The organism is Micromonospora sp. WMMD1120 (genome assembly GCF_029626235.1).
Classification (GTDB): domain Bacteria; phylum Actinomycetota; class Actinomycetes; order Mycobacteriales; family Micromonosporaceae; genus Micromonospora.
In genome coordinates, this window is record NZ_JARUBO010000005.1 from 2857925 (window position 1) to 2879302 (window position 21378).

Annotated in this window: 18 protein-coding genes and 1 tRNA gene; 12 read left to right on the forward strand and 7 right to left on the reverse strand. The window is 72.5% G+C overall.

Going from position 1 to position 21378, the window contains the following annotated elements; all coding sequences use genetic code 11:
- Positions 1–60: 60 nt before the first annotated feature.
- The 3 genes from O7634_RS13550 to O7634_RS13560 form a co-directional block, all read right to left on the reverse strand.
- Complete coding sequence (locus O7634_RS13550; protein WP_278150481.1) at positions 61–894, reverse strand: peptidase; 834 nt, start codon at positions 892–894, stop codon at positions 61–63.
- A complete protein-coding gene (locus O7634_RS13555; RefSeq protein ID WP_278150482.1) occupies positions 894–2177 on the reverse strand; it encodes a VWA domain-containing protein in 1284 nt (427 codons plus the stop codon). The genes O7634_RS13550 and O7634_RS13555 overlap by 1 nt, the downstream gene beginning before the upstream one ends.
- A 351-nt stretch (positions 2178–2528) precedes the next feature.
- Positions 2529–4157, reverse strand: a complete 1629-nt coding sequence (locus O7634_RS13560) for a phospholipid carrier-dependent glycosyltransferase (protein ID WP_278153959.1) — start codon at positions 4155–4157, stop codon at positions 2529–2531.
- Between the two features lie 171 nt (positions 4158–4328).
- Here O7634_RS13560 and rsmI point away from each other — a divergent pair, with 171 nt between their 5' ends.
- Positions 4329–5177, forward strand: coding sequence for a 16S rRNA (cytidine(1402)-2'-O)-methyltransferase (gene rsmI, locus O7634_RS13565; protein WP_278150483.1), 849 nt, complete (start codon positions 4329–4331; stop codon positions 5175–5177).
- A 30-nt stretch (positions 5178–5207) separates the two neighbouring features.
- Here the strand turns inward: rsmI and O7634_RS13570 are convergent, their stop codons facing one another.
- On the reverse strand, positions 5208–6272 hold the full coding sequence (locus O7634_RS13570; protein ID WP_278150484.1) for a hypothetical protein: 1065 nt from the start codon (positions 6270–6272) through the stop codon (positions 5208–5210).
- Between the two features lie 158 nt (positions 6273–6430).
- Between O7634_RS13570 and metG the strand changes: the two genes are divergently transcribed.
- Positions 6431–8233, forward strand: a complete 1803-nt coding sequence (gene metG, locus O7634_RS13575; protein WP_278150485.1) for a methionine--tRNA ligase — start codon at positions 6431–6433, stop codon at positions 8231–8233.
- Between the two features lie 72 nt (positions 8234–8305).
- On the opposite strand, the gene O7634_RS13580 is transcribed toward metG, so the two are convergent.
- Entirely contained in the window at positions 8306–9553 is a 1248-nt protein-coding gene (locus O7634_RS13580; RefSeq protein WP_278150486.1) for a hypothetical protein, read from the reverse strand.
- A 110-nt stretch (positions 9554–9663) separates the two neighbouring features.
- Between O7634_RS13580 and O7634_RS13585 the strand changes: the two genes are divergently transcribed.
- The 7 genes from O7634_RS13585 (at position 9664) to O7634_RS13615 (ending at position 16217) form a co-directional block, all read left to right on the forward strand.
- Positions 9664–10563 (forward strand): TatD family hydrolase, encoded by a 900-nt coding sequence (locus O7634_RS13585; protein ID WP_278150487.1) that lies wholly within the window; start codon positions 9664–9666, stop codon positions 10561–10563.
- Between the two features lie 46 nt (positions 10564–10609).
- The gene (gene rsmA / locus O7634_RS13590) at positions 10610–11479 is read left to right on the forward strand and encodes a 16S rRNA (adenine(1518)-N(6)/adenine(1519)-N(6))-dimethyltransferase RsmA (protein WP_278150488.1); all 870 of its coding nucleotides are present in this window, start codon (positions 10610–10612) and stop codon (positions 11477–11479) included.
- Between the two features lie 32 nt (positions 11480–11511).
- On the forward strand, positions 11512–12096 hold the full coding sequence (locus O7634_RS13595) for a Uma2 family endonuclease (protein WP_278150489.1): 585 nt from the start codon (positions 11512–11514) through the stop codon (positions 12094–12096).
- Positions 12093–13043, forward strand: coding sequence for a 4-(cytidine 5'-diphospho)-2-C-methyl-D-erythritol kinase (locus O7634_RS13600; RefSeq protein ID WP_278150490.1), 951 nt, complete (start codon positions 12093–12095; stop codon positions 13041–13043). Before O7634_RS13595 ends, O7634_RS13600 begins: the two co-directional genes overlap by 4 nt.
- Positions 13044–13175: 132 nt before the next feature.
- Complete coding sequence (locus O7634_RS13605; protein WP_278150491.1) at positions 13176–14981, forward strand: ABC-F family ATP-binding cassette domain-containing protein; 1806 nt, start codon at positions 13176–13178, stop codon at positions 14979–14981.
- A gap of 100 nt (positions 14982–15081) precedes the next feature.
- Positions 15082–15534: a DUF4383 domain-containing protein gene (locus O7634_RS13610; RefSeq protein WP_278150492.1), complete on the forward strand. Its 453-nt coding sequence runs from the start codon at positions 15082–15084 to the stop codon at positions 15532–15534.
- Between the two features lie 206 nt (positions 15535–15740).
- On the forward strand, positions 15741–16217 hold the full coding sequence (locus O7634_RS13615; RefSeq protein WP_278150493.1) for a DUF4383 domain-containing protein: 477 nt from the start codon (positions 15741–15743) through the stop codon (positions 16215–16217).
- Positions 16218–16223: 6 nt separating this feature from the next.
- Here the strand turns inward: O7634_RS13615 and O7634_RS13620 are convergent, their stop codons facing one another.
- On the reverse strand, positions 16224–16916 hold the full coding sequence (locus tag O7634_RS13620) for a TetR/AcrR family transcriptional regulator (RefSeq protein WP_278150494.1): 693 nt from the start codon (positions 16914–16916) through the stop codon (positions 16224–16226).
- Positions 16917–17139: 223 nt separating this feature from the next.
- The gene (locus O7634_RS13625) at positions 17140–18105 is read right to left on the reverse strand and encodes an acyl-CoA desaturase (protein WP_278150495.1); all 966 of its coding nucleotides are present in this window, start codon (positions 18103–18105) and stop codon (positions 17140–17142) included.
- Positions 18106–18419: 314 nt separating this feature from the next.
- On the opposite strand from O7634_RS13625, the gene O7634_RS13630 reads away from it, so the two are divergent.
- The 3 genes from O7634_RS13630 to O7634_RS13640 all read left to right on the forward strand — a co-directional run bounded on the left by O7634_RS13630 (position 18420) and on the right by O7634_RS13640 (position 21172).
- A tRNA-Gln gene (locus tag O7634_RS13630) sits at positions 18420–18491 on the forward strand.
- 109 nt (positions 18492–18600) lie between these two features.
- Positions 18601–20133, forward strand: a complete 1533-nt coding sequence (gene glmU / locus O7634_RS13635) for a bifunctional UDP-N-acetylglucosamine diphosphorylase/glucosamine-1-phosphate N-acetyltransferase GlmU (RefSeq protein WP_347404252.1) — start codon at positions 18601–18603, stop codon at positions 20131–20133.
- Positions 20134–20191: 58 nt separating this feature from the next.
- Complete coding sequence (locus O7634_RS13640; RefSeq protein WP_278150496.1) at positions 20192–21172, forward strand: ribose-phosphate diphosphokinase; 981 nt, start codon at positions 20192–20194, stop codon at positions 21170–21172.
- Positions 21173–21378 lie beyond the last annotated feature (206 nt).

Sequence of the window (21378 nt, forward strand, 5' to 3'; positions counted from 1 at the left end):
CGGAGGGCGGGGCCACCAACGCGCCGGTGCCGGTCGACGGGGTCAGCGTCCGGCGGGCGTTCAGCGCCGCCGGGGCCGCCGGGTCAGCCCGAAGCCGAACACGCCGGCCACCGCGGCGAGCACGCCGCCGATGGCGGTCCAGACCCAGCGCGAGCCCAGATCCGGCAGCCAGCCCGTCAGCGCGTCGCCGTCGTCGTCGGCCTCCGGGTCCACCGGGGGTACGGCGTCGAGCACGGTGCCCGCCCTGGTGTTCGCCACCAGCGGGGCGGCCAGCTCGCCGTCGTCGGCCGATGCGCCCCGGTCGGCGATGGTGCCGACCAGCAGGTCCACGTCGATCGGCGCGCCGAGGTCCGGCTCCGGCAGGTCGGTCACGGAGAGTCGGATCACGTACGAGCCGGGCAGCGGATCGGCCGACCACGGCTCGGCCCACGGCCGGACCTCGCGCAGCGTGCAGCCCAGCGCCACCGTCGACGCCTTCGCGTCCACCGTCGGGGTCTGCGCCCCGGCCGTGCACGCCTGGCGTCGGCGCAGCCCGTCGAAGACGTCGACGGTCCAGGTCGACGCGCCACTGCGCCCCTTGGGGAAGGTGATGGTGGCGGCGATCTCGTGCACCTGGCCGGCCTTGGCCGGGAACGACCAGTACAGGTGGTCGCCGATCGAGGCGTCCACCCGTACCGGCTGTCCGGGGGTGATCGGGGTGGCGGTGAGGAACGACGTACCGGCGCGGGTCACCGGCGTGGCCCCCGGGGAGGGCGTCGGGGCGGCGAGGGCCGCAGTGGCGGTCGGGGCGGCGAGGGCCGCAGTGGCCGCTGGGGCGGCGAGGGTCGCCGGGAGCGCCACGCTCCCGCCGACGGCGAGCAGCGCCGTCAGGGACCGGACCAGTGGGGTACGCATCAGTTCTCCCTCCAGGTGGCGACCCACCAGCGGGTGAGCAGGCCGGCGAGCAGGCCGGTGAGCAGCCCGGCGATGGTGAGCAGGGCGAGCAGCACCCACCCGCGACCGAGGTCCGGGCCGTCCGGCGCGGGGGCGGCGGCGACCACGTCGATGGTCAGCTCGACCGGCATGCCCGGAGTCGCCGCGGTGCCGGTACGCGGGGCGAACGAGTTGCTCACCACCAGGCAGACGGTGGTCGGCTCGACGACCGGCGCGGGACTCTCGTCGGTCTGCTCGGCGTCCTCGTCGTCGGCGCTGGCCGACCAGCGCAGCCCGGCGGAGAGCACGTCGGCCCGTCCGCTGCCGGCGTCCGCGCCACGGACGAGTTCCCGACCGTCCGCCGCGGTGGCCCGCAGCAGCACCCCGTAGTCCCGGCTCACCGGCCGGTCCAACGCCATGCTGACCGACGCCCGCAGCTCCTGCCCGGGGCGGATCGGCACACGGTAGTAGCGGTGCTCGGAGAACGCCTCGCGGTCGGCGTACACACCGGGGGCGAGCAGCGGCGCGGAGTCGCAGGCGTTCGCGCCGCCGACGACGGTGGGCGCCCGGGTGTGGGTGTCGCCGGCCCGCTCGACGAGCTGTTTGATCCGGCCGGTCAGCTCCTCGGCGCTCTGCGCGGCGGTGTAGGTGCCGCCGGTCGCGCCGGCGATGCAGAGCAGTTGCCGGCGGACCTTCTCGTCCGGGGCCAGCCCGAGGGTGTCGACGACCAGGCTGGTGCCCTGGGCGGCCAGTTCACGGGCCACCTCGCACGGGTCCGGCGGGGCGCAGGTGTCCTCGCCGTCCGTGATCAGCACGATCCGGCGGGTTGTCGCTCCGGTGCCCAGGTCCTGCGCGGCGGCGCGCAGCGCCAGGCCGACAGGCGTGAACCCGGTTGGTCGCAACGTCGCCACCGCGGCCTTGGCCGCGGACCGGTCCACCGGACCGACCGGCACGATCTGCTGGGTGTCCTGGCAGCCGACCTTCTTGTCCTTGCCCCGGTAGGTGGCGCCGAGCACCCGGATGCCGAGCTGGGTCTCCGCGGGCAGCGCGTCCACGACCTCGTTGAACGCCTGCTGGGCGACCGAGATCCGGCTACGTCCGTCGATGTCGGCGGCGCGCATCGACCCGCTGACGTCGAGTACCAGCTCGACCCGGGGCGGTTCCGGCGCCGGCTCCTCGTCGGCGCGTGCCGGAGCGGGCCCGGCCAGCGCGGTGGTCGCCAGCAGTCCGACGAGGACGGCCGTCGATCGTCTGTAGTTGATCACGGCCCGCAGTGTAGTGAGATCCACTTTGGATGATCACGTGGGTGGTGGCGGTCGGCTCAGGCCCTCCCGGCGGGTCGGTGACCGCCGCTGGCCCGCCGGTTCCGCGCGCTGGGTCCATGCCGGGTCACCGAGGGTCAACTGCAAAAGGCAAGTTGCTGGCCCGGCCACCATCCGTCGGAAATCTGACCCAAGTCGACCCGTTGTGCCGGTGGTGCACGGTGGTTAAGCTCTTCATGCGCGCCCCAATCGCCCGCTTCCCCCGTGGCAGGCGATCGGGGCGCGCGTCTATGTCTGAAAGGGGGCCCGCACGCTTCGAAGCGTCCGGGCCCCCTTTCGTGGCGGTGCGTCGCCCTATATCCACCGACCGTCGAGCCACATCCGGGACAGCCAGTCCGAGTACGGGATGACCTTGCCGACGAAGATCGGGTAGAAGTACGCGAAGCAGAGCCCGACCAGCAGCACGTACGCCCCCGCCGCGATGCTGCCGACGAGTCGACGTTCGTAGCTCGGGTCGCCCGGCACCAGCCGGGTCACCTCGCCCACGTCCCCGCCGTCCGGCGCGATCAGCGCCCCCAGCACGTACACCACGGCCAGCACCAGGAACGGCACCACCGGAGCGGCGTAGAACGAGAACATCGTGCGGCCGTCCAACGCGAACCAGAACCACGGCAGCAGCCCGGCGGCCACGGCGAGCAGGATCGCACCGGCCCGCCAGTCCCGGCGGGCCACGCCCAGCCAGACCAGCGCCGCCAGGGCGGGCAGGAACGACCACCAGAGCAGCGGGGTGCCCAGCAGCAGGACCTCGGAGGCGCAGGTCGGCGCGCCGCACGCGCCGTCGCTGGCGTAGTGGAACGCCACCGGTCGACCCAGCAGCAGCCATTGCCACGGCCACGACTGGTACTTGTGCGCGTCGTCGAGCTGGGCGTGGAAGCCGTACGCCGCCCGGTGGTACTCCACCAGGTTGATCAGCGGGCCGATCACCGGCCGGTCGCTGAGCGGGGCGCCCGGGTAGGCCGACGCGAGCCGGTAGTAGCCGTCGTCGGTGATCAGCCAGCCCGACCAGGTGGCGAGGTAGGTGCCCACCATGAGCACGCCGGCGAGCACCAGCCAGGGCAGCTCGTCGACAACGGTGTCCCGCCAGGGGCGGCGGACCCCGGCCGAGCGGCGTACGCCGACCTCCCAGAGGATCACCAGCAGCGCGAACACGGGCACGAAGTAGAGGGCGCTCCACTTCACCGCGCAGGCGCAGCCGATCAGCACACCGGCCGCCAACCGCCACCAGGGCCAGGTGCGCCAACCGGTCGGCGGTCGGCCGGCGCGGCCGGGCCGGCTCGGGTCGAGCCCGTCGTCCAGCGCCCGCGCCCACCGGCGACGGCGGGCGTCCCGGTCGAGCACCAGCGCGCCGAACGCGGCCAGCACGAAGAAGAGCAGGAAGATGTCGAGCAGCGCGGCGCGGGACAGCACCAGGTGGAAGCCGTCCAGGGCGAGCAGCAGGCCGGCCGCGCAGCCCAGCACCGTCGAGCGGAACATCCGCCGGCCGATGCGGACCAGCAGCAGCACCGACAGCGTGCCGATCACCGCCGCCGAGAAACGCCAGCCGAACTCCGGCGCGGTGGTCATCAGGTGCCCGGGGACCGAGACCTTGGAATCCGCGTCCTGGTAGCCGAAGGCCCACTCGCCGATGCCGATCAGCCACTTGCCCAACGGCGGGTGCACCACGTACGACGGGACGTTGTCCTTGTAGTTCCACTCCACGCCTCGGCTGATCAGCCCGTAGGCGTCCTTGGCGTAGTACGTCTCGTCGAAGATCTTGCCCTTCAGGTCGGACAGCCCGACGAAGCGCAGGATCGCCGCGATGGCCACCACGACCGCCGTGGCCAGCCAGGAGTAGCGGTCGGCCTGGGTGTCGACGGTGGCGAACCGTCGCCGGACCGCGGCGCTCAGGCCGCCGCCGCCGTCGGCGCGCGGCGCCTCCGGCACCTCCGGACCAGGGCTGCTCCCGGCGGTCACCGCGACCGTCTTGGCAGGATCGGCGCTCGGGCTCTGCGCTGTCGACGCACTCGTCACCCGGCGATCGTAGGCTGCCAGGATGGTCGACGGCGTCTGTCGTCCCTGATACCGGTATTCGCAATCAACGAGGGAGACGAATCCGTGGGTGAAATGTCCGAAGCTGGGCGCCTGATCCTGCTCGGTGCCCCGCTCGGCAACCCCGCCGACGCCTCGGCCCGGTTCCGCGAGGTCTTGACCAACGCGGACGTGGTCGCGGCCGAGGACACCCGCCGGCTCACCCGGCTGGCCCGCGATCTCGACATCACCGTCGGCGGCCGGATCGTCTCCTACTTCGAGGGCAACGAGGAGCGCCGCACCCCCGAGCTGGTCGAGGTCATCCTCGGCGGGTACGTGGTGGCGCTCGTCACCGACGGCGGAATGCCCAGCGTCTCCGACCCCGGCTACCGGCTCGTCCGCGCCGCGTTGGACGTCGGGGCGCCGGTCACCGTCGCCCCCGGGCCGAGCGCGGTCACCACCGCGCTGGCGGTCTCCGGGCTGCCCTGTGACCGGTTCTGCTTCGAGGGCTTCCTGCCCCGTACCCCCGGCGGCCGTCGGTCGCGGCTGCGGGCGCTCGCCGCCGAGGAGCGCACCCTCGTCTTCTTCGAGGCGCCGCACCGGATCGGGGCGACGCTCACCGACCTGGCCGACGCGTTCGGCGCGGACCGGCCGGCCGCCCTCTGCCGCGAACTCACCAAAACCTACGAGGAGGTGGTCCGCCGCCCGCTCGGCGAGCTGGCCCGGTGGGCCGTCGAGGGCGAGCCGCGCGGCGAGATCACACTGGTGGTGGCCGGCGCCCCGGCGACCGCCGCCGAACGCCCCGACGACGACACCCTGCGCGCGGCAGTGGCCGAGCGGGAGGCCGCCGGCCGCTCCCGCCGCGACGCCATCACCGACGTCGCCACCGAGTACGCGCTGCGTCGCCGGGACGTCTACACGATCGTGCACAGCTGACCGGAGCTGCCCGGCCAGGTCGGGGCGGGATCACCAGGCGGCGATCAGAAAGCCGACGGTGATCAACACCGGTCCGCTGACGGCGGCGACCACCGCCCAGCGGCGGTGCCGGCGACCGGGCAGCCTTGCCGACCCGGTGCACCGGACGATGCCGGCGGTGCAGCCGAGCACCACCAGCAGGCCGGGCAGCCAGCGCAGATGCCGGCTCACGCCGACGTCGGCGTACGCGGTGCCGCTGTCCGCGCCGATCATCCCGGCCGGCAGCGACGTGCCGGCCACGTCCGCTCCGGCGGGCACGCCGGTGACCCGCACGCCGTGCGCGACGAACCGGCCGTCGTCCGCCAGGAAGGTCCCCCGGCACCGCTGGGTCAGCCCGTCGCTGGTGCAGTCGTCGAGCACCACAGCGCCCGCTCGGGCGTGCCCGACCGCCAGCCAGAACGGGCCGGCGCTGACCCAGGCGAAGAAGGCGGTGGCCAGGGTCAACCCCACCAGCGCGGCGAGGCCGGGCAGCGGGTCCGGCGGTGGGGTCGGCCGGGAGCGCGCCCCGCGCCACGGCAGGCGGAAGCGGCGCTCCCGCCTCGGCGCGGTCTCCGTACGCACCGGGGTGCCGTCCCAGTGGACCTGCTCGATCGGCGCCCAGAAGACCACGCCGTCGTCGTCCTGCGGGTCGCCGTCCGGCCGGTGCGGCTCCGGTCGGCGCTTCTGCTGGCGTACGGGCACCCGGCGGGGCACCGCGTCGACCGGCGCTCCGGTGGTCGGCTCCACCTCGACGGCCGCCCCGGTCGGCTCCACCCCGGCAGTCGCCGTGCCGGCCGGTGGGCTCGACGTACCCGGCCGGGTCGGGCTGGGTACCGGCGCCGTCGGGGTCGGTCGGGCCGGGGTGGGTGTCGGGGCGACCGGCGTGGGCCGGGCCGGCGTGGCGGACCTCCCGGCCGGTGTGGGGCGTTGGTCGCTCGGGTCGTCGCCGGGCACCGGCCGGGGTTGTGGGGCGACCCCGGTGACCCGGGGCGCGGCGACGTCGGGCCCGGGATCGTCGTCGATCGCCGGCCCGGTGGGGCGGTCGTCCTGGTCCCGCGCCGCTGGTCTGCCCGTCACGAGGTTCATTGCACACCGGCCCGGGGGCCGGAACGGGCAGGTGGGCCGCGTGTCGGCGACAAATCGGACCATCGGGCGGGATCGGCGGGCCGGTCCGCCGGTCCGGCACCCCCTATTGGTTCGCCGACGCCCCGGGCGGGTCACTAGGCTTGCTGCTCATGAGTCACGTTCTCGCGGCGGTGGCCTGGCCGTACGCCAACGGCCCCCGCCACATCGGCCACGTCTCCGGTTTCGGCGTTCCCTCCGACGTCTTCGCCCGGTACATGCGGATGGCCGGCCACGACGTGCTCATGGTCTCCGGCACCGACGAGCACGGCACCCCGATCCAGGTGCAGGCCGACGCCGAGGGGGTGACCCCGCGCGAGCTGGCCGACCGGTACAACAGGGTGATCGTCGAGGACCTGCACGGCCTCGGTCTGTCGTACGACCTGTTCACCCGCACCACCACCCGCAACCACTACACGGTGGTGCAGGAGTTGTTCGAGGGGATGCACCGCAACGGCTACATCGTGTCGAAGACCACCATGGGCGCGATCTCCCCGTCCACCGGCCGCACCCTCCCGGACCGCTACATCGAGGGCACCTGCCCGATCTGCGGCTACGAGAGCGCCCGTGGTGACCAGTGCGACAACTGCGGCAACCAGCTCGACCCGATCGACCTGATCAACCCGAAGTCGCGGATCAACGGGGAGACGCCGAAGTTCGTCGAGACCGAACACTTCTTCCTGGACCTGCCCGCCCTGGCCGACGTGCTGCGGCAGTGGCTGGACACCCGGGAGGGGTGGCGGCCCAACGTGCTGCGGTTCTCCCGCAACCTGCTCGACGACCTCCAGCCCCGGGCGATCACCCGCGACCTGGAGTGGGGCGTGCCGATCCCGCTGGAGGGCTGGCGCGACCGGCCGGACAAGCGGATCTACGTCTGGTTCGACGCGGTGGTCGGCTACCTGTCCGCCTCGATCGAGTGGGCCCGCCGCTCCGGCGACCCGGAGGCCTGGCGCAGGTGGTGGTCCGCCGACGGTCAGGGCAAGGACGCCCAGTCCTACTACTTCATGGGTAAGGACAACATCGTCTTCCACTCGGTGATCTGGCCGGCGCTGCTCTCCGGATACTCCGGCGAGGGCTCCCGCGACGGCGAGCCGGGCGAGCTGGGCCGACTCAACCTGCCCACCGAGGTGGTCTCCAGTGAGTACCTGACCATGGAGGGGCGCAAGTTCTCCTCGTCCCGCAAGGTGGTCATCTACGTCCGGGACTTCCTGGAGCGCTACGACGCCGACGCGTTGCGCTACTTCATCGCCGCCGCCGGCCCGGAGAGCACCGACACCGACTTCACCTGGGCCGAGTTCCTCCGCCGTAACAACGACGAGCTGGTCGCCGGCTGGGGCAACCTGGTCAACAGGTCCGTCTCGATGGCGGCGAAGAACTTCGGGGCCATCCCACCGGTCGACCCGGCCGGGCTCACCGAGGCCGACGAGGCCCTGCTGGCGGTGGCCCGGGCCGGCTTCGGCACGGTCGGCGACCTGATCGGCCGGCACCGGCAGAAGCAGGCCATCGGCGAGGCGATGAGGGTGGTCGCCGAGGCCAACAGATACCTGTCCGAGCAGGCGCCGTGGAAGCTCAAGGCCGAGGCGGACAAGCCCCGGATGGGCACCATCCTGCACGTCGCCCTCCAAGTGATCAGCGACGCCAACACGCTGCTCACCCCGTTCCTGCCGCACTCCGCGCAGCAGGTGCACGAGCTGCTGGGCGGCACCGGCGTGCACGCGCCGATGCCGGTCATCGAGCAGGTCGACGACCTCGACGGCGGCCCGGCGTACCCGGTGCTGACCGGCGACTACACGGTCGGCGCGCGGTGGGAGTCGGTGCCGATCGAGACGGGGCGCCCGCTGTCCGCGCCCAAGCCGGTGTTCCGCAAGCTCGACGCGTCGATCGTCGACGAGGAACTGGCCCGACTGGCCGGCTGACCGCACGGCGCTCTCCCGGACCCCGTCCGCGAGAGCCAGCGCGGCGGCCGGGCCTCCGGCCGCCGCGCGCCGTCACATCGCGTACCGCGTGTCCATCACCTGGTCGTCGGTCACCTCGGCGCCCGGCGCCCAGGACTCGTAGATGCCCCGCTCCTGGCACTGCGCTCCGGTCGCCGTGACGCTGTCCGGGTTCGGGTGGCGCAGTCGCATCCGCAGCCAACCGGCCTCCTCCCGCAGCACCAGGCACGGCACCCCCCGCCACCGGGCGAACCGGAGCCGCCGGGCCACCGCGTCCACCGGGTAGCGGGCCGCCCGGGTCATCGCCAGCACCCGGAACCCGCCGGGCAGGTCGGCCACGGCCTCGTACTCCTCGTCGCCGTATCTGCCGACCAGTTGGGTGGAGCGCGGCGCGTCGGCGTTCGGCACGTACTCCTGGTCCGGGGAGATGCCCGGCACCCCGGCCAGCAGGTGCCGCCACTGCGGGCCCACCATCCGCAGCCACCCGCGCTGCTCGGCCTGGTAGGTGTAGAGCACCACCTCGATGCCCTGGGCCGGGTAGGCGACCAGTGTGGCGTTCGCCGGCATCGGCAGGTCGGCGAAGTCCCTGGTGACGAACTCCGGGATGAGCTGACCGTTGCTGGGCACGAACCCCGTGCCGAGCACCGGCGCGCCGAGCCGGTCCCGGGGCGCGAGAGCGGTCAGGCCACGGTGCGCCGCGCCCGCCGGCACGTCGTAGTCACCCGGGTCGGACGCGCGCCAGCGCAGCGCGTACGCCACGTCGGAGCCCTCCCGACCCACGTCGCCGTCGGTCCGCAGCACCGTCGTCGCCGCCGGCGTACGCAGGTGTGCCACGTCGTGTTCGCGGAAGCAGAAGCCGTGCGGCAACCAACCCCGGACGTATCCGGACAGCTGCTGGGCCGAGAGCACCTTCAGCATCCGGGTGCCCCTGCGGACCACCGCCGACGCGCGCGCCATCGCCAGGGTCGGGTCGTTCGCCGCGGCCGGTTGCTGGCTGAGCTGGTGCAGGTGCGCCCACCCGCGCTCGCGGTGCGCCGGCACCAGCAGCGGCGCCTCCGGCTCGTCGGCTGGTTCGGTCGCCCCGTGCACCGCTGTCACCTCGGTGACGTGTACGAACCGACGCCACGGCAGGGCGCTGCCCGGGCGGGGCGCCCACTCGAAACCGTCCACCTCGTCCGCGCTGAACAACTCGTACGCGGCCCCGCGGGCGATCTCCTCGGCCGGGTAGACGCCCCCGGCGTACGCCACGCGCAGCCCGGTCCGCTCGTCGGCGGTCCCGCCGACCTCCGGGGTGACGCTCACGCCGTCACCTCCTCCGTCGGCAGCGGGCTCGCTCACCGGCGACGGTAGAGTCGCGCGGCGTAGTCGAGGTGAACGTCGGGTGGCGGGCAGATGGACAGGCCCGGTGTGTGATGCTGTCGCTGATGAGCGAGCCCACTGAGTCCCGCCGCGAGCGGGCCGCGCGACGGGCCGGAGAGTTTCCGCCCGCCCCCGAGCCGCTGCCCCGCCCGGTGCTGGACAGCCACACGCACCTGGACATCACCGTCAGCGAGGCCGGCGTGCCCGGCGGCGGGCCGGCCGACGATCCGGTCGCCACGGCGATCGCGGTGGCCACCGGGGTCGGCGTGGACCGGCTGGTCCAGGTGGGCGTGGACGTCGCCTCCTCACGGTGGGGGGCGAAGACCGCCGACGAGTACCCGGCCGTGCTGGCCACAGTGGCCCTGCACCCGAACGAGGCTCCCCGGTTGGCCGACCTGGACGAGGCGCTGCGGGAGATCGAGTCGCTCGCTGCCCGGGACCGGGTCCGGGGCATCGGCGAGACCGGCATGGACTTCTTCCGGACCGGCGACGAGGGGCGTGCCGCGCAGGAGGAGAGTTTCCGGGCGCACATCGCCATCGCCAAGCGGTACGACAAGACGCTCGTCATCCACGACCGGGACGCGCACGCCGACGTGCTGCGGATCCTCGACGACGAGGGCGCTCCCGACCGGGTGGTGCTGCACTGCTTCTCCGGCGACGCCGACTTCGCCCGGGAGTGTGTTCGCCGGGGCTACCTGTTGAGCTTCGCCGGCACCGTCACCTTCGGCAGTGCCGCCGCGCTGCGCGAGGCCGCCGCGCTGACCCCGGTGGACCAACTGCTGGTGGAGACCGACGCCCCGTATCTCACCCCGATGCCGCATCGCGGCCGGCCGAACGCCTCGTACCTGATCCCGCTGACCGTCCGCGCGCTCGCCGCGACCACCGGCAGCGACCTGGACGAGCTGTGCGCTGCCATTTCCGCCACCGGTGACCGGGTCTTCGGCCCGTGGTGAGCCCGGCCCGCCGGTCGGCATCGACCCCGTCGCTACGCTGGCGGGCATGACCGGTCTCCTCGGCCCGGCGGAGATCCGGGAACTCGCCGCCCGGCTGGGCGTCGCGCCCACCAAGAAGCTGGGCCAGAACTTCGTGCACGACCCGAACACCGTGCGTCGGATCGTCACCGCCGCTGGCCTGACCCCCGACGACGTGGCGCTGGAGGTGGGCCCGGGGCTCGGCTCGTTGACGGTGGGGCTGTTGCCGGTCGCCGGGCACGTGCACGCCGTGGAGATCGATCCGGTGCTCGCCGGGGCGCTGCCGGAGACCGCCGCGCGGCACGCCGGGGCCGACGCGGCCCGGCTCACCGTGCACCAGGCCGACGCGCTGCGTGTCGACGCCGCCGAACTGGCCGATCCGCCACCGACGGCGCTGGTGGCGAACCTGCCCTACAACGTGGCGGTACCGGTGGTGCTGCACCTGCTCGCCGTGCTGCCCACCCTGCGCCACGGCCTGGTGATGGTGCAGAAGGAGGTCGCCGACCGGCTCGTCGCCGGTCCCGGCTCCAAGGTGTACGGCATCCCGTCGGTCAAGCTCGCCTGGTACGCCCAGGCCCGCAGCGCCGGTCGGGTGCCGCCGAACGTGTTCTGGCCGGTGCCCAACGTCGACTCGGGTCTGGTCTCCTTCGCCTGTCAGGAGCCACCCCGCGGCGACGTGTCCCGGGAACGGGTCTTCGCTGTGGTGGACGCGGCGTTCGCGCAGCGCCGCAAGACGTTGCGCGCCGCGCTGGCCGGCTGGGCCGGTGGCGCGGACCGGGCCGCCGAGGCGCTCACCGCCGCCGGTGTGGACCCCGGCGCCCGCGGGGAGTCGCTGACCGTCGAGCAGTTCGCCGCCATCGCCGCGTCGGCCCCGGTCGGTACGACGGCCGCGAAGTAGGCTGACGCCGTGCCCGCCGAGGAGGTGTACGAATGACCGCGCAGCCGATCGAGCCCGCCGCCCACGGGATGTGGAGTCCGGACCCCGTCCGGCAGCGGCTGGCCAACCACACCATCGAGGACGTGCTGGCCCTGCCGGACGACGCCCCCCGCGTCGAGCTACGTGACGGAGTCCTCGTCGTGGTCCCCTCGCCCACCTTTGGCCATCAGAACATCGGCAACCTGTTGTGGATGTGGCTGCGACAGCACGCGCCGGACGAGCTGACGCCCGCCACCGCCGTCGGGGTGGCGATCAACTACCGGAACACCCTCGAACCCGACGTGGTCCTGTTGAAGCGTCCGGTGGCGGTCGACCATCACTATTTTGAGGCCGAGCAGGTCGTGCTCGCCGTCGAGGTCGTCTCGCCCGGCACCCGACGTCGGGACCGGTTGGAGAAGCCGGCGGACTACGCCGACGCCGGTATCCGGCACTACTGGCGGATCGAGCAGAATCCGGTGCACGTGTACGCGTACGACCTGGTCGACGGCCGGTACGAACTGGCTGCTGACTCTGCCGAGGAGCTGATCGTGGCCAAGCCGTTTGACATCCGCCTGCGCGTGCGGGACATCACCCCGTGACCGAGGCCTGGCGACCGGACGACGAGGACGAGCGACGGGGTGCCGTCGGGCCGGTGCGGGTCCGGGTGCCGGCGAAGGTCAACCTGCACCTCGGGGTGGGTCCGCTGCGCCGCGACGGCTACCACGAGCTGAACACGATCTACCACGCCATCTCGATCTACGACGAGCTGACCGCCCGCCGGGGTGACACCCTCGCCCTGACCATGGAGGGTGAGGGCACCGGCGAGCTGGCGCTGGACGACAGCAACCTGGTGATCCGTGCGGCACACGCCCTCGCCGGGTACGCGGGCGTGCTGCCGCACGCGCGACTGCACCTGCGCAAGCAGATCCCCCTCGCCGGTGGGCTGGCCGGCGGCAGCGCCGACGGGGCCGCCGCGTTGGTGGCCCTCGACGCGCTCTGGGGCACCGGGCTCTCCCGGGACGAGCTGGCCGGGATCGCCGCCGACCTGGGCTCCGACGTGCCCTTCCTGATCTACGGCGGCACCGCGCTGGGCACCGGCCGGGGCGAGGCGGTCAGCCCGGTGCTGGCCCGGCCCACCTCGTGGCACTGGGTGGTGGCGATCGCCGACGGCGGCCTCTCCACCCCGGCCGCCTACCGGGAGCTGGACCGGCTCCGCGACTCGGGCGCCGCCAGCGAGCCGTTGGGCAGCACCGACGCCCTGCTGGCCGCGCTGCGCCAGCGCGACCCCCGGGTGCTCGCCGGCACGCTCGGCAACGACCTGCACGATGCCGCGCTGACCATGCGTCCGGCGCTCGCCGACACGCTCAAGGCCGGGGAGGCGGCCGGGGCGCTCACCGGCATCGTCTCCGGCTCGGGCCCGACCTGCGTCTTCCTCGCCGCCAGCGCGGCCGACGCGGAGCGGATCGCCGCCGAGCTGAGCGCCGCGGGCGTGTGCCGGGAGGCGCGGGTCGCGCACGGTCCGGTCGCCGGGGCCCGGCTCGTCTGACCACCCGGCGCGTCGGTCGCCAGCGGGGCCGTGGGCACGCGGCGCGGGCTTCCGAGGTGTCCGCGTACCCTTGGGTCAGGCGTCCCGTGGTGCCCGCCGGCACCGGGACGCCTTGATCATGAAGGGTGGAACGTGGCGAACATCGTCAATCTGGACCGGGTGTCGAAGGGCTACGGGGCCGCCGGACGGCTGCTCACCGACGTGTCGCTCGGCCTGGACGACGCCGACCGGATCGGCGTGGTCGGCCTGAACGGCGCCGGCAAGTCCACCCTGCTGCGGCTGCTCACCAAGCAGGAGGAGCCGGACGACGGTCGGGTGACCCACCGCCGTGATCTGCGCGTGCTCTGGTTGCCGCAGCAGCTCACCCTCGCCCCGGACGCCACGGTGCGGGACGTGGTGCTCGGCACCGCCTGGCTCGCCGAGGGCATGGGCGCGGAGCACGAGTGGGCCGGCGACGCAGGGGTGCGGGCGATCCTCGACGGTCTGGGCATGCCGCACCTCGGCCTCGACCAGCCGGTCGGCCCGATGTCCGGTGGCGAACGACGCCGGGTGGCGCTCGCCGCGCTGCTCGTCCGCGACGCCGACCTGCTCATCCTCGACGAGCCCACCAACCACCTGGACGTCGGTGGTGTCGACTGGTTGGCCCGGCACCTGGTCGGCCGCAAGGGCGCCCTGGTCGTGGTCACCCACGACAGGTGGTTCCTGGACGCGGTCTGCACCACCACCTGGGAGGTCGCCGACCAGACCGTCCGTGCCTACGAGGGTGGCTTCGCCGCCTGGACGCTGGCCCGCGCGGAGCGGGAGCGCGTCGCCGCGGCCGTCGAGGCCCGCCGGCAGAACCTGCTCCGCAAGGAGATCGCCTGGCTGCGGCGGGGGCCGCCGGCCCGGACCTCCAAGCCGCAGTTCCGCATCGATGCCGCCAACGCGCTGATCGCCGACGTGCCGCCGCCGCGCGACACCATGTCGTTGCAGCGCATGGCCGTCTCCCGGCTGGGCAAGCAGGTGTACGAGCTGGAGGACGTCGAGCTGCACGCCGGGCCGAAGGAGATCCTGCGCGACCTCACGTGGCTGGTCGGCCCCGGTGACCGGATCGCCATTCTCGGCGCCAACGGCGCCGGCAAGACCACGCTGCTGCGGATGCTCGCCGGCATCACCCGCCCCGACGGCGGTCGCCTGCACACCGGGTCGACGGTGCGGCCGGCGTTCCTCTCCCAGGAGTTGGCCGAGCTGCCCGGGCACCTGCGGGTGCTGGAAGCCGTGGAGGAGGTCGCCCGCCGGGTCCAGCTCGGCGACCGGGAGGTGTCCGCCGCGCAGCTCGCCGAGGTGTTCGGCTTCGACGACCGCCGACTCTGGACGCCGGTCGGTGACCTCTCCGGCGGGGAACGCCGCCGGTTGCAGATGCTGCGGCTGCTCGCCGGCGAGCCCAACGTGCTGCTCTTCGACGAGCCGACGAACGACCTGGACACCGACACCCTCGCCGCGCTGGAGGACCTGCTCGACTCGTGGCCGGGCACGATCATCGTGGCCAGCCACGACCGTTACCTGATCGAGCGGGTCACCGACACCGCGTACGGAATGTTCGGCGACGGTCGGTTGGTGCACCTGCCGGGCGGGGTGGACGAGTACCTGGCGCGGACCGCGGAGCGGGCCGGCGCCACCCGGGGTGGCCCCAGCCAGGGCAGCGCGCCCACCGCTCCGACCGGCGGTGGCATGTCCGCCGCCGAGGTCCGGCAGGCCCGCAAGGAGCTGGTCCGGCTGGAGCGGCAGCTCGGCAAGCTCGACCAGCGCGAGGCGACGGTGCTCGACCAGCTCGCCGCGGCGGCCACCGACTACACCCGGGTCGCCGAGTTGGACGCCCAGCTCAAGGATCTGCGCGCCGAACGGGAGCGGATCGAGGAGAGCTGGCTGACCCTCGCCGAGGACCTGCCGGAGACCTGATCGACCGGCGCGCGTCCCCCCGGGGCCGCGTGCGGCAGCACACCGGCACATGCGAGACAATCGACGGCGACACTCACCTCACCGCGTTGGAGACACAGACATGCACACCCCCGTCAACCACCCCGCGCGACCGATCCACCGGGCGATCGGCGGGCTGACCGGTCTGTACCTGGTCGTCTTCGGCGTGCTCGGCATCATCACGAGCGCCGGCAACGAGATCCTCGCGCAGGACGACACCCGCGTCCTCGGTCAGGGCACCAACCTCGGCTTCTCGCTGCTCAGCGTGCTGATCGGGCTCGTCGTGCTGGTCGGTACGGCGCTCGGCCGCAACATCGACGTGGCCATCAACCAGTGGCTGGCGTACTCGCTGATGGTGATCGGCCTGGGCGGTCTGGCGTTCATCCGGACCGACGCCAACATCTTCAACTTCAGCGTCGTCACGGTGATGGTGGTGCTGTCGATCAGCCTGGTGCTGCTCGTCATCGGCATGTACGGCAAGGTCGGCACCGACGAGGAGGCCGAGGCGTTCCAGAAGGCTCGTCTCGTGCTCTGAGGGTTCTCTTCGGTTGCGGTGGTGGTTTTCGCCGGAGCCCGAGCTGCTCCGGGCGGTCAGGCCTGATCCCTGCGCAGCTCGGGCTCCGGCGAAAACCTGACCTGGTCCGGCCCTCGGCGGACCCTTCCGGGGTTGTGGTTTCTTCGGACAGTTGCCTCTGCCCTGGGTGACAATCCTCCTGAACCGGTCATTCAGGGGGTCTGGTTATGCCGCACTTTCCGGTCAATCATCCGGCACGGCCGCTCTACCGGGTGCTCTCCGGGCTGATCGGCGTCTACATTCTGGTCTTCGGCGTCTGGGGGGTCGCCGAGACGATCGGGGAACCACTCTTCGCCCGGAACAGCACCTGGGCCCTCGGGCTCCGGACCAACCTGGCGTTCTCGCTCGCCTCGGTGATCTTCGGGATCGTTCTGATCATCGGGGCGTCGCGGCGCACCAACCTCGGTCACTACATGAATCTCACCGCCGGCGCGGTGTTCCTCGTGACCAGCATCCTGATGATGTCGGTGCTGCAGACCGAGGCGAACTTCCTCAACTTCTCGATGTCGACGGTGATCGTGTCGATGTTGTTCGGGCTGATCCTGCTGGGCACCGGCCTCTACGACAAGGTCGGTCCACCGGAGCACGCCGAGGCGGAGCTGGACCGCCGCAAACACCCGGTGGCCGACGCGCACCGCCGCTGACTCCGGTCAGCGGCGGCGCGCCGTGATCAGCGTCGGCTTCGCCTCCAGGTGCGACAACCCGTTCCAGGCGAGGTTGACCAGGTGCGCCGCCACTGTCTCCTTGCGCGGCTTGCGCACCTCCAGCCACCAGCGCCCGGTGAGCGCCACCATCCCGACCAGCGCCTGCGAGTACAGTTCGGCGAGCTTCGGGTCGTACCCCCGGCTCTTGAACTCGGCGCCCAGGATGTGCTCGACCTGGTGTGCCACGTCGTTCATCACGCTGCTGAAGTTGGCGGTGCCGGACATCAGCGGTGACTCGCGGACCAGCACCCGGAAGCCGCTGGTCTCCTCCTCGATGTAGCCCAGCAGGGCCAACGCGGCCTGCTCCAGCAGCTCTCGGGGATGCCCGGCGGTGAGTGCCGTGGTGATCCGGTCGAGGAGGGCCCGGACCTCCCGGTCCACCACCACCGCGTAGAGCCCCTCCTTGCCGCCGAAGTGCTCGTACACGACCGGCTTGGAGACCTTGGCGCGGGCCGCCACCTCCTCGATGGAGGTGGCGTCGAAACCGCGCTCGGCGAAGAGTTGCCGACCTGTCGCGATCAACTGCTCGCGTCGTTGGGCAGCGGACATGCGTACCCGGGAGGTGGTCTTGGGTTTGGCCGCCGGCGTCGTTCGCCGGGCGCCGACACCTGCGCTGTCCCCGTCGTTGACCTGGGGCATGTCGCCGCCTTGCTGGCGCTCGGTGACGCCCTGCCGTGGAATGGTGCCTTCGCTGTGCCCGTTCACGTCGTCGCCTCACTGACAGGCGGTCCGGCCGCCCTGCCGCGCCGTTCGACCGTGCCCGGATCGGACCCGGCTCCCCGTCCGCCGAGCCGTCCGGTCCCCCCGCGTGGCTCGGTCATCCGGTCATCCTGCCAGGCGGCATCCGCCTGCACCGCCCGGTTTAGCGGGGTGCGACCGGCTTCACCAGCTTGGCGGCGAGGCGCTCGGGCTTCGGCCAGCGCACCTGCGTCGCCGCGCCCGTCTTCTCGAACAGCCAGATCACCCGGGCGGAGATGTCCACCTGACCGCGCAGGACGCCGTGCCGGGCGCTGGTCGGGTCGGCGTGGTGCAGGTTGTGCCAGCTCTCACCGAACGACAGGATCGCCAGCGGCCAGAAGTTCGACGCGCGGTCGCCCTGGCGCATGGCGAACGGACGCTCACCGTAGACGTGGCAGACCGAGTTGATCGCCCAGGTGACGTGGTGCAGCAGGCCGATGCGGACCAGACCGGCCCAGAAGAAGGCGGTCAGCGCGCCCTGCCAGGACCAGGTCACCAGGCCGCCGATCAGCGCCGGGCCGAGCAGCGACACGGCCACCAGCATCGGGAAGAGGCGGTCCACCCGGCTGATGTCCCGGTCGGCGATGAGGTCGGGCGCGAATCGTTCGCGGTTGGACAGTTCCCGGCGGAACAGCCAGCCCACGTGCGCGTGGAACAGCCCACGGGTCAGTGCCCAGAAGCTGGTGCCGAAGCGCCACGGGGAGTGCGGGTCACCCTCCAGGTCGGAGAACGCGTGGTGCCGTCGGTGGTCGGCCACCCACTGGATGATCTCGCCCTGCACGGCCAGCGAACCCGCCACCGCCAACGTGACCCGCAGCCACCGCTTGGCCTTGAAGGAGCCGTGCGTGAAGTAGCGGTGGAAGCCAACGGTGATGCCGAGCCCGGAGACGACGTACCAGACCAAGCCGATGATCACGTCCGTCCAGCCCAGCCAGCCGCCCCAGGCCACCGGCACGGCGACCAGCAGGGCGACGAAGGGGATCACCACGAACGCCCAGAGGGCGACCAGGATTCCGGAGGACTGGCTGCCGTCGGTGAGTGGCTTGGGACCGGGGGCGGCGGTGTTGGGATCGAGCAGGGCAGTGGACACGGGACCTCGCAGGGGGAGTGGAGACGATCTCTAAGCTACGCCTACGTCACCGTAACTTACGGCACCGTAGATCGCACGGGGAAGTTCGAAAAGCGCTCGCGTAGCGCATCGAAGTCGCAGGTCACCGCGCTCAGCCGCAGTGCCGGGCGGAGCCGGGCGTCGATGATGATCATCCCTGCCGGGTCGCCCGGCGGGGACGCCCCGCCGCCGGCCACGCCCGCCCGGGGCGGGATGAGCGCTGGCGCCCGCCCATCGGGACGCTAAGGTGTAGCAGCGGGGTCTCCGTGCCCCGTGCGACGTGCTCGCGTCGCTGATCGGCCGTGGTGTAATTGGCAACACCCGGGTCTTTGGTACCCGTATTTCAGGTTCGAACCCTGGCGGCCGAGCTGCACACCCGCGTCCCTTTTAGGTTCTGGTGGGGTAAGAGGGGAACGTGCCCGACCCCGCGGTTAGCATGGCCGCGAGAGTGTCCGCCGTCCCGACGGGAGCCACGTCGTGCCCCAGCCCCACCTCCGTACCGTCGTCGTGCTCGCCGCCGGTGAGGGCAAGCGGATGAAGTCGGCACTGCCCAAGGTGCTGCACCCCCTGCTCGGTCGGACGCTGCTCGGCCACGTGCTGAGCGCCGCCGCCCCGCTCGGCGCGGACCGTACCGTCGTCGTGGTGGGGCACGGCGCCGACCAGGTGCGCGAGCACCTTGCCGAGGTCGCGCCGACCGCCACCCCCGTGCTCCAGGCCGAGCAACTCGGCACCGGGCACGCCGTCCGGATCGCGCTGGAGGCCGTGCCGGACGGCGCCGGCACCGTCGTGGTGATCAACGGGGACGTGCCGCTGCTGCGCCCGGAGACGGTGGGCGCGCTGGTGACCGCGCACGAGGAGGCCGCCGCGGCGGCCACAGTGCTGGCCGCCGAGGTGCCCGATCCGACCGGCCTCGGACGGATCGTGCGGGACGCCGACGGCCGCCTCGAGCAGATCGTCGAGGAGCGCGACGCCGACCCGGCGCAGCGGGCGATCCGGGAGATCAACGCGGGCATCTACGCGTTCGACGCGGTCCGGCTGCGCGAGTCGCTGGGCAAGCTCTCCACCGACAACGACCAGGGCGAGGAGTACCTGACCGACGTCTTCGGCCTGCTCCGCTCGGCCGGCGAGCCGGTCGCCGTGCACGTGGCCGGGGACCACGTCGAGACGTTGGGCTGCAACGACCGGGTGGAGCTGGCGACGCTGCGCCGGCTGCTGCGCGACCGGATCAACGAGGCCTGGATGCGTACCGGGGTGAGCCTGCTCGACCCCGCCACCACCTGGATCGACGTCACGGTGGCGCTGGACCGCGACGCCGTCGTCGAGCAGAACACCCAGCTACGGGGCGGCACGGTCGTCGGCGCGGGCGCGCTTGTCGGCCCGGACGTGACGCTCGTCGACACGATCGTCGGCCCCGGCGCCTCGGTGGTCCGCAGCCACGCGGTCGGCGCCGAGGTCGGCGCGGGCGCGACCGTCGGGCCGTACGCGTACCTGCGGCCGGAGGCCCGGTTGGGCGAGAAGGCGAAGGTCGGCACCTTCGTCGAGGTGAAGAACTCGCAGCTCGGCGCCGGCGCGAAGGTGCCGCACCTGACGTACGTGGGCGACGCGACGATCGGCGAGCAGACCAACATCGGCGCGGCATCGGTCTTCGTCAACTACGACGGGGTCAACAAGCACCGCACGGTGATCGGGAGCCACGCGCGGACCGGCGCGGACAACATGTTCGTGGCACCGGTCGAGGTGGGCGACGGGGCGTACACGGCCGCCGGTTCGGTCATCGTCGACGACGTGCCGGCGGGCGCGATGGGTGTCGCCCGGGCACGTCAGCGCAACATCGAGGGCTGGGTGGCGAAGCGGCGCGCCGGCACGGCGGCGGCCGAGGCGGCGCAGCGGGCCGTAGCCGCGAAGGGTGCGTCGGAGGGTGCCGGCACCGCAAGTGACAGTGAGGCAATCCACGGGGTGGGCGAGACGGTGGGCGGCGCCTCCGGCACGGGAGATACTGCAACCGACTAGTCCCTGACCCACCACCACCGGGTCGGGTACCGCCGACAAAACGGGAGCAGACGGGCCCATGGGCAGCATCGTCGCCGAAAACCGCAAAAGCCTGATGCTCTTTTCCGGACGGGGCTTTCCGGAGTTGGCCAAGGAGATCGGCGAGGTGCTCGGCGTCGCGCCGACGCCGGCCGACGCGTACGAGTTCGCCAACGGCGAGATCTTCGTACGGTTCAAGGACTCGGTGCGTGGTTCGGACGCCTTCGTGGTGCAGTCCGTCACGCACGGGGTGAACACCTGGGTCATGGAGACCCTGATCATGGTGGACGCGCTCAAGCGCGGGTCGGCCAAGCGGATCACGGTAGTGCTGCCGTTCTACCCGTACGCGCGGCAGGACAAGAAGCACCGCGGTCGGGAGCCGATCTCGGCCCGCCTGGTGGCGGATCTGCTGAAGACCGCCGGCGCGAACCGCATCCTCACCGTCGACCTGCACACCGCGCAGATCCAGGGCTTCTTCGACGGCCCGGTGGACCACCTCTTCGCGATGGACATCCTCGCCGAGTACGTCGAGCACAAGTACGTCGGCCGGCCGATGACGGTCGTGGCGCCGGACTCGGGCCGGGTGCGTGTGGCCGAGCGGTGGACCGACCGGCTGGGCGGTTGCCCGCTGGCGTTCATCCACAAGACCCGGGACCCGTTGAAGCCCAACCAGGTCGTCGCGAACCGGGTCGTCGGCGAGGTGGAGGGTCGGGTCTGCCTGATCGTCGACGACATGATCGACACCGGTGGCACGATCGCCAAGGCCGCCGACATCCTCAAGGAGTCGGGCGCGGCGGAGATCGTTGTCGCGTCCACCCACGCGCTGCTGTCCGATCCGGCGACCGAGCGGCTGAAGAACAGCTCGATCAGCGAGATCGTGGTGACCAACACGCTGCCGCTGCCGCCGGAGAAGCAGCTCGACAAGCTGACCGTGTTGTCGATCGCGCCGCTGCTGGCGCGGGCGATCCGCGAGGTCTTCGACGACGGGTCGGTGACCACGCTCTTCGGCGGCCTGAGCTGAGCCTCGCGCCCCGTCTCGGCAGTGGCGGCGGGGCCTGGCAAACTGGACGAAACGGGACCGGCACGCCGGTGGAAGCCGCACCGACGCGCCGGTCTCGAGGCATGACCGGGGACTGCCGGAAACGCTGGAAACAGCTCGGGTAGACTGGTGCGGTTGCCACGGCGAGGGTGCCCGGCGGGCCGCTGAAAAGCGCCGCACGGAGGCAC

Excerpts from the sequence above, each read along its gene's own strand:
- O7634_RS13550 (WP_278150481.1), bottom strand. The coding sequence starts at position 894 with ATGCGTACCCCACTGGTCCGGTCCCTGACGGCGCTGCTCGCCGTCGGC.
- metG (WP_278150485.1), top strand. The coding sequence starts at position 6,431 with ATGAGTCACGTTCTCGCGGCGGTGGCCTGGCCGTACGCCAACGGCCCC.
- O7634_RS13585 (WP_278150487.1), top strand. The coding sequence starts at position 9,664 with ATGCTGTCGCTGATGAGCGAGCCCACTGAGTCCCGCCGCGAGCGGGCC.
- rsmA (WP_278150488.1), top strand. The coding sequence starts at position 10,610 with ATGACCGGTCTCCTCGGCCCGGCGGAGATCCGGGAACTCGCCGCCCGG.
- O7634_RS13595 (WP_278150489.1), top strand. The coding sequence starts at position 11,512 with ATGACCGCGCAGCCGATCGAGCCCGCCGCCCACGGGATGTGGAGTCCG.
- O7634_RS13610 (WP_278150492.1), top strand. The coding sequence starts at position 15,082 with ATGCACACCCCCGTCAACCACCCCGCGCGACCGATCCACCGGGCGATC.
- O7634_RS13615 (WP_278150493.1), top strand. The coding sequence starts at position 15,741 with ATGCCGCACTTTCCGGTCAATCATCCGGCACGGCCGCTCTACCGGGTG.
- O7634_RS13620 (WP_278150494.1), bottom strand. The coding sequence starts at position 16,916 with ATGCCCCAGGTCAACGACGGGGACAGCGCAGGTGTCGGCGCCCGGCGA.
- O7634_RS13640 (WP_278150496.1), top strand. The coding sequence starts at position 20,192 with ATGGGCAGCATCGTCGCCGAAAACCGCAAAAGCCTGATGCTCTTTTCC.